Origin of the sequence: Microbacterium resistens NBRC 103078 (assembly GCF_001552355.1) — a bacterium.
GTDB classification, from domain to species: Bacteria; Actinomycetota; Actinomycetes; order Actinomycetales; family Microbacteriaceae; genus Microbacterium; species Microbacterium resistens.
In genome coordinates this window covers 1-7,495 of sequence record NZ_BCRA01000157.1, presented here as the reverse complement: position 1 = coordinate 7,495, position 7,495 = coordinate 1, and the positions used below count along the sequence as shown (strand labels likewise).

Below are 7,495 nucleotides of genomic sequence, written 5' to 3'. Positions count from 1 at the left end.
ATCGCGGCGGGCCGGCGACCCCGCAGGGGCAGCGGCACGGCGACCGACTGGACCGTGGGGATCACCTCGTCGTGGCTCGTGGCGAAACCGCGCTCGCGGATCCGGGCCACCTCGTCGCGCAGAGGGTCGGGGACGAGCGCGTCGGTGTCGGAGAGCTGGGCCAGGATCGCCTTGCCCGGCGCTCCCACCGTCGCCGGGTGGCGTGCGCCGGGGCGCTGGGCGACGCTCGCGACGGTGTGGCGCGGTTCGACGCTCACGAGGGTGATGCACTCCTCCCCGTCGAGCACCGCCAGGAAGCACGTCATCCCGAGCTCGTTCGCCACCGCGGTGAGCTCCGGCAGTGCCTCGGACTGCAGATCGCTCGCGACGCCCGCGGCGAGGGCCGCCATGCGCGGGCCGAGCGCGAGCAGGCCCGACGAGTCGCGGGCGATCAGTCGGTGATCCTCCAGGGTGCGGACGAGCCGGTAGGCGATCGACCGGTGGACCTCCAGGCGCGCCGCGACCTCGTCGATCGACAGCGGGCTCCGGGCGTCGGCCAGCACCTCGAGGATGCGCACGCCGCGGCTCAGGGTCTGGGAGGCGGGGGCCGTGCTCATGGATGCTCCTCGCTCGCGCGTCCTTGTCCGGTCCTCCGGGATCGGATACGCTTTGTTCAATAGTAGAACGGTGTGTTCGAATATAGAACATCGTGATCCGTCCCGCAAGGGACCCGGATCGCGGACCCGACCGTCCGACCCGAACGAGGCAGTCCGGAAGGAATCGACGACGATGCAGTTCCACCACCACGGCTACGTGTCCGGAGACCCGCGCGTGCAGAACGCCGACGGGATCGGCACCGACCGCGCGGACGACCTCCCCGACGAGATGGACGTCCTCATCGTCGGCTCGGGACCCGCCGGGATGCTGCTGGCGGCGCAGATGTCGCAGTACCCCGGCATCTCCACCCGCATCATCGAGAAGCGCGAGGGGCGCCTCGTGCTCGGCCAGGCGGACGGCATCCAGCCCCGCAGCGTCGAGACCTTCCAGGCCTTCGGGTTCGCGGAGCGGATCATCGCCGAGGCGTACAACATCGGCTGGATGAACTTCTGGGGACCGGATCCCGAGAACCCGCGGAACATCGTGCGCACGGCGCGCACGGCCGACTACGCCTACGACATCTGCGAGTTCCCGCACCTCATCGTCAACCAGGCGCGCGTGCTCGACTACTTCGCGGAGGCCGCCGCCCACGGGCCGGGCCGCATCGTCCCCGACTACGGCGTGGAGTTCCTCGGGCTCACGGTCCATGAGGACGGCGACCGTCCCGTCGAGGTGCGGGTGCGGCACACGGCGGGCCCGCGCGCGGGCGAGGAGCGCACCATCCGCGCGACCTACGTCGTCGGCTGCGACGGGGCGCGCAGCCGGGTCCGGGAGGCGATCGGGCGCAGGCACGTCGGGGGGATCTCCGCGCACGCGTGGGGTGTCATGGACGTGCTCGTCAACACCGACTTCCCGGACTGGCGCACCAAGTGCGCCATCAACTCCGAGGCGGGGAACATCCTGCACATCCCGCGGGAGGGCGGGTACCTCAGCCGGATGTACATCGACCTCGGCGCCGTCGCGGAGGACGACGACCACGCGGTGCGCAAGACGCCGATCGAGACGATCATCGCCAAGGCGAACGAGATCCTGCACCCCTATGCGATCGACGTGAAGGAGGTGGCCTGGCACAGCGTCTACGAGGTCGGCCACCGGATCACGGACGGCTTCGACGACGTGGACGAGGGCGTCGAGCGGCACCCGCACGTCTTCCTGACGGGGGACGCCTGCCACACCCACAGCGCCAAGGCCGGGCAGGGGATGAACGTGTCCATGCAGGACGGCTTCAACCTCGGCTGGAAGCTGGGGTCGGTGCTCACCGGACGCGCCCCGGAGTCGCTGCTGTCGACGTACGGCGCGGAGCGGAAGCCCGTGGCGCAGCAGCTCATCGACTTCGACCGGGAGTGGTCGAGCCTGATGGCGCGCAAGCCCGAGGAGATCTCGGACCCGCAGGAGCTGGCGAACTACTACCTCGCCACGGCGGAGTTCCCCTCCGGGTTCATGACGCAGTACGGCGCTTCGATGATCACCGGGTCCGACGCCCATCAGGCGCTCGCCGGCGGCTTCCCGGTCGGCAAGCGCTTCACGTCCGCGGAGGTCGTGCGAGTGGGCGACGGCAACGTCGTCCACCTCGGCCACCACGCCAGGGCCGACGGCCGCTGGCGGGTCTACGCCTTCGGCGACCGCAGCGGGGACGGCGTGCGGGCCTGGGCCGAGGCCGCCGCGCCGCTGTTCGCCCGGTACACTCCGGCGGGCGCCGATGCGGACGCGGTGTTCGACGCGAAGGTCGTCTACCAGCAGCCGTTCGAGGAGCTGGACGTCACGACCGCTCCGGAGCTGTTCCAGCCGAAGACGGGGCCGCTGGGGCTCACCGACTGGGAGAAGGTGTACGCGTCCGGGCCGAGCAAGTGGACCGAGACGGACATCTTCGCCGCGCGGGAGCTCTCCCGTGACGGCGTCGTGGTGATCGTCCGGCCCGACCAATACGTCGCGGCCGTCCTTCCGCTGGACGCGACGGACGAGCTCGCGGCGTTCCTCGAGGGCGCGTTCCTCGAGGCCTGACCGTTTCGTCTCGTCGCTGCGCTCCTCGCTCAACGACCGGTGGATGTCCGTCGGTCGTTGAGCGAGCGGAGCGAGACGAAACGCAGCAGGTGCGGTGTCAGGGGAGGCGCGTGGCCCCTCCCGACACAACGATCCCGCCCGCCGCGGGAACGGTCACGGTAAGCAGGCTCGGGCGGCCGACGTGCGCGCCCTGGTGGATCCGGAGCACATCTCCCGCCTGCGCCCGCCCCACCTCGCGCAGGTACGCGCCGGTGGACGCCGCGGCAGACCCGGTCGCGGGGTCTTCGGTGATCCGTCCGACCGGGAACAGGTTCCGCGCCAGGTAGTCGCGCTCACCCTGCGCGTGGAGCACGGTGACGGTGCCGGTCCAGTCCGTCTCCGCCATGAGCGCGGCGAGCTCCGCCGGTGAGAAGCGGAACTGGTGGAACAGCTCCCGGTCGGTGAGGATGAGCACCGGGTGCCAGTTGCCGGCGAACGCCTCGCGCACGGGGAACCGCGGATCGAGGTCGTCCGGCACGAGCCCCAGCACATCCAGGAGGCGCGCCCGCAGCGCGGGATCGATCTCCCGCACCTCCGGGGGGACGCTCGTGAACGAGACGGTCAGCGCGTCGCCGGAGCCGGTGGCGGTCAGCGCGATCTCTCCGGCGCGCGTCTCGAACACCATCTCGCCCGGTCCGATCCGCTCGGCGAGGGCGACCGCGGTCGCGACGGTGGCGTGCCCGCAGAACGGCACCTCGGCGCCCGGCGACCAGTAGCGAAGCGGGAACCGGCGTGCCGCGGCGTCGCCGCCGTGCACGAACGCGGTCTCCGGGTAGCCCAGGTCCGCGGCGATCCGGAGCATCTCGGCGTCGTCGAGGCCGCTCGCGTCGAGCACGACGCCGGCCGGGTTGCCGCCGTCGGGCGATGCCGCGAACGCGGCGTAGCGGAGGATCTCGGGGGAGGAGCTCGCGTCGGGCATGGCACGAGCGTATCGGCCCCGGGCGGGCCGTCGGCATCGATCCGCGGAGAGCAGCGTCGAGGGGAATTCCCACCGTCGAGTCTGCCGAGACCCCCCGTACGGTCCGGATGCCGGGCCCCCTCGTACCGTCGAGTCTGCCGAGACCCCCTCGTACGGTCCGAATGCCGGGCCCCCTCCCCACCGTCGAGTCCGCCGAGACCCCCTCTCCCCGTCGAGACCCCCTCTCACAAGCGCGGATGGAGGGGGGTATGGACGAGGGGAGGGGGTTTCGGGGGTGGTGGCCAGCGGCGCTCAGGAGTTCACGCGGATGATCTCCTGCTGGTACGGCGCGATCACGTCACCGGAGATCCTCAAGTCGAGCACGAGGAAGCGGCGCTCCGCCGGGTCCTCGGCGGCCCATGTCTCGAGCCGATCGAGGTCTGCGAGCGTGCGGACCACGACCCCTTCGGCGCCGACGGCGGCCCCGAGGGCCGCGAAGTCGACCTCGGGGATCCGCATCGGTCCCTCCGCCAGCCCCTTCAGTCCGTACAGGTTCACTTCGGCGCCGTAGGCGGCGTCGTTCCAGACGACGGCCATCCCCTTCCCGCCGGCGGCACGCACCGCGGACTCCAGATCCGCGATCGCCATGAGGCCGCCGCCGTCGCCCGTGGTCAGGACCACCGTCGAGTCGGGGCGGGCTCGTGCGGCGCCGACGACGCTCGGCCACCCCTGGCCGATGGACTGGAAGGCGGTCCCGACCATCATCATCCGATCCGGCGCGGCGACGGGCCAGTACATGTTCGCCCAGCCGATGAAGTGCCCGCCGTCGGAGACGACCACGCGGTCCTCGGGCAGGAGCGCGGCGATGCGGCGCGCCGCCGATCGCGGGTCCAGTCGCCCGTCCGCGGCGAGCTCGTCGCCCGGAGCATAGGCCCGCGCGGCGGCCACGTCCACGCATTCGCGCCAGGGCGTGCCCGCCGGGCGCGGAGAGGTGGGCTCGGGGCGGACGGAATCCCCGGATCCGTCCGCGGATGCGGCGGTGCTCCGCCGTTCCGGGTGCGCGTCGGCCCCGGACGCGGACGCGGACGTGGCCCCGGACGCCGACGCGGCCCCGGACGCGGACATGGCCCCGGCAGCGAGGCGGGCGACGAGCTCCTCTGCCACGACACGGGCGTCCCCTCGGACGAACCCGCTGACGTGGGCGTGGGTGGCGGCCGGGGCGACGTCCACCTGGAACACCCGGGTGCCAGGTGCGAAGAGCTCGCCGAAGCGCATTGTGAACTGGTTGAGGGATGCGCCGAACACGACCGCGACGTCTGCCTCGCGGATCAGCTCCATCGCGCCGTCCGCACCGAAGCCCCCGGTGACGCCGAGGTCGTAGCGCGCGTCCGGGAACACGCCGCGACCGAGGGCGGAGGACGCGGTGAGGGCTCCGGTCGCATCCGCGAGCGTGCCGAGCGCGGCCCCGGCGTCGGCAAGCCACGCGCCGCGTCCGGCGAGCAGGAACGGGCGCTCGGCGTCGCGGAGCGCCGCGGCGATCTCGTCCAGCATCCCCGCGGCGAACTCGCCCTTCGGGGTGAGCGGTGCCGGGACGCGCGGGGACGGCGCCGGGGGGACGGGACCCGCGTCCAGCGCCGCCACGTCGTAGGGGATGGCCAGCACGACGGGCACCCGATAGGTCAGCGCGTGCTCGATCGCGATGACGGTGGTGGCCGCCGCGTCGGCGCGCCCGGTCGTATAGGTGCGGGCGCCGACCGCTGAGGCGAGGGCGATCTGGTCGACGTCCCAGGGCCGTGGACCGGAGGTGGGCTCGTCGCCCACCACGAGGACGAGCGGGATCCGGGCCTGGACCGCCTCCGCGAGCGCGGTGATCGTGTTCGTGAAGCCGGCGCCGTAGGTGGAGGTCGCGGCGGCGATCCGACCGGATGCGCGATAGTGCGCGTCCGCGGCGACGACCGCGCCCTGTTCGTGGCGGACCGCGGTGAAGACGGCGTCGGTCTGGGTCTCGAGGGCGTCGAGGAAGTACGCGTTCCCGTTTCCCATGACCCCGAACACGGCGTCGATGTGCTGGGCGAGGGTGAGGGCGACGTGGGCGGACACCGAGGGCATGGCAGAGCCTTTCGAGACGGAACGGAGATGATGCGGATCCGTATGTGTCTCGCCGCGCGTGCGTCGTCGCAGCGTGGGCTTCGTGCCCCTTTTTCGGGCACCGGCGGGCGGGGGCGCCGGCCGGACGACGCCCATTCTATCCGGTGTTCCGCGTCCGGCGTGCGGAGCCGTCCCCACGCCCGCCGCCCCGCGAAGGCAGGACGCGGGGAAGTCTCCGGGACGGCAGAATGGACGCATGACGGATGCTGTGCAGGAGCGCGAGACGCTCACCTGGGATGGTTTCGGCGTCGCCACGCGCGACCTCGCCCGGCGGATCCTCGACAGCGGCTTCGAGCCGGAGGTCGTCGTCGCCATCGCCCGCGGCGGACTGCTGCCCGCGGGCGCGATCGCGTACGGCCTCGGCGCGAAGAACTGCGGTGCGATCAACGTCGAGTTCTACACCGGCATCGGCACGGTGCTCGACGCGCCCGAGGTGCTCCCGCCCGAGCTCGACATGGAGTACCTGGACGGTCGGCGGGTGCTGCTCGTCGACGACGTCGCCGACTCCGGGCGCACGCTCGCGCTGGCGGTCGACCTGCTGCGGGCCAAGGGCGCCGACGTCCGCTCGGTCACGATCTACACCAAGCCCACGACGATCATCCAGCCGGACTACGCCTGGAAGGACACCGATCTCTGGATCGACTTCCCCTGGTCCTACCGCGGCACGGTGCGCGAGGAGGACCAGGGTCTTCCGCCCACCGCCTGAGCGCGGGAGGCCCGGCCGTCGCCCTCAGCCGCGCAGCAACGCCCGCAGGGTGCCGACGGTGTCCGCATCCGCCACGGACTTGTCCGGCCGGTAGCCGCGGACCCGCGCGAACCGCAGGGCGATCCCGCCGGGGTAGCGGGACGAGCGCTGCACGCCGTCGATCGCGATCTCGACGACGAGCTCCGGACGGAGGAACACCGCGTGCGCGGTTCGTCGCGTCTCCAGAGCGGGGAACGTCTCGGTCTGCCAGCGCAGCAGGTCGTCGGTCAGGCCTTTGAAGGTCTTCCCGACCATGACGAGCCCGCCCGGCTCGCCCCACTCGCCGCCCGGGTCGCGGGCGGCCAGATGCAGGTTGGAGAGGAGACCCCGCCGCCGCCCGGAGCCCCATTCCGCGGCGAGGACGACGAGGTCGTAGGTGTGCACGGGCTTGACCTTGACCCACGAGGTGCCGCGGCGGCCGGCCGTGTAGGGAGAGTCCACGCCCTTCACCAGCACCCCCTCGTGGCCGGCGGCGAGCGCCTCGCGCGACAGGCGCTCGGCGGTCTCGGGATCGTCGGTCACGACGCCCGGCATCCGCCACGGCGCCGCCACCCGGTCGAGCTCCGACAGGCGCACCGAGAGCGGCTCGTCGACGAGGTCCCTCCTGTCGACGTGGAGGAGATCGAAGAACCACGGGCGCAGCAGCTGGTCCCGCCCGACGTCGGCGCTGAACCGGGACAGGGTCTCCTGGAACGGCCGCGGGCCGCCGTCCTCGTCGAGGGAGAGGGTCTCCCCGTCGAGGATGAGGTCGTGGGCGGGCAGCGCTCGGACGATCTCGACGATCTCGGGGACGCGGTGCGTGATGTCGGCGCGGCTCCGGGTGAACACCTGAACCGTGTCTCCCCGGCGGTGGACCTGGATCCGCGCGCCGTCCAGCTTGTACTCGACGGATGCCGGACCGGTGGTCGCGAGCGCGTCGGACGCGGTCGCGGCCGTGCCGGCGAGCATCGGCAGGACCGGGCGCCCGACCACGAGCCCGACCTCGTCCAGGTCCGCGGCCGTGCCGGTGAGCGCCACGCGCGCCGTCT

The 7,495-nt window shown here is 72.5% G+C and carries 6 protein-coding genes; 2 read left to right on the top strand and 4 right to left on the bottom strand.

The window, feature by feature from the left end:
* Nucleotides 1–596, bottom strand: a 596-nt coding sequence (locus tag MR1_RS17955; protein WP_067250287.1) for an IclR family transcriptional regulator, incomplete at its 3' end; no start/stop codon positions are given.
* A 172-nt stretch (nt 597–768) separates the two neighbouring features.
* On the opposite strand from MR1_RS17955, the gene MR1_RS17950 reads away from it, so the two are divergent.
* Complete coding sequence (locus MR1_RS17950) at nt 769–2,637, top strand: FAD-dependent monooxygenase (protein ID WP_067250283.1); 1,869 nt, start codon at nt 769–771, stop codon at nt 2,635–2,637.
* 97 nt (nt 2,638–2,734) lie between these two features.
* On the opposite strand, the gene MR1_RS17945 is transcribed toward MR1_RS17950, so the two are convergent.
* Both MR1_RS17945 and MR1_RS17940 read right to left on the bottom strand, forming a co-directional pair.
* Complete coding sequence (locus MR1_RS17945; RefSeq protein ID WP_067250280.1) at nt 2,735–3,595, bottom strand: PhzF family phenazine biosynthesis protein; 861 nt, start codon at nt 3,593–3,595, stop codon at nt 2,735–2,737.
* A gap of 291 nt (nt 3,596–3,886) precedes the next feature.
* Entirely contained in the window at nt 3,887–5,683 is a 1,797-nt protein-coding gene (locus tag MR1_RS17940; RefSeq protein WP_067250275.1) for a thiamine pyrophosphate-binding protein, read from the bottom strand.
* Between the two features lie 235 nt (nt 5,684–5,918).
* Here MR1_RS17940 and MR1_RS17935 point away from each other — a divergent pair, with 235 nt between their 5' ends.
* Entirely contained in the window at nt 5,919–6,428 is a 510-nt protein-coding gene (locus MR1_RS17935; protein WP_067250272.1) for a phosphoribosyltransferase, read from the top strand.
* Nucleotides 6,429–6,452: 24 nt separating this feature from the next.
* Here the strand turns inward: MR1_RS17935 and MR1_RS17930 are convergent.
* Nucleotides 6,453–7,495 (bottom strand): ATP-dependent DNA ligase (locus MR1_RS17930; RefSeq protein WP_067250269.1); only part of this gene is annotated, 1,043 nt, incomplete at its 5' end.

What these genes read in the sequence shown, in the direction of transcription:
- MR1_RS17950 (WP_067250283.1), top strand. Translation starts at nt 769, where the DNA reads ATGCAGTTCCACCACCACGGCTACGTGTCCGGAGACCCGCGCGTGCAG.
- MR1_RS17945 (WP_067250280.1), bottom strand. Translation starts at nt 3,595, where the DNA reads ATGCCCGACGCGAGCTCCTCCCCCGAGATCCTCCGCTACGCCGCGTTC.
- MR1_RS17940 (WP_067250275.1), bottom strand. Translation starts at nt 5,683, where the DNA reads ATGCCCTCGGTGTCCGCCCACGTCGCCCTCACCCTCGCCCAGCACATC.
- MR1_RS17935 (WP_067250272.1), top strand. Translation starts at nt 5,919, where the DNA reads ATGACGGATGCTGTGCAGGAGCGCGAGACGCTCACCTGGGATGGTTTC.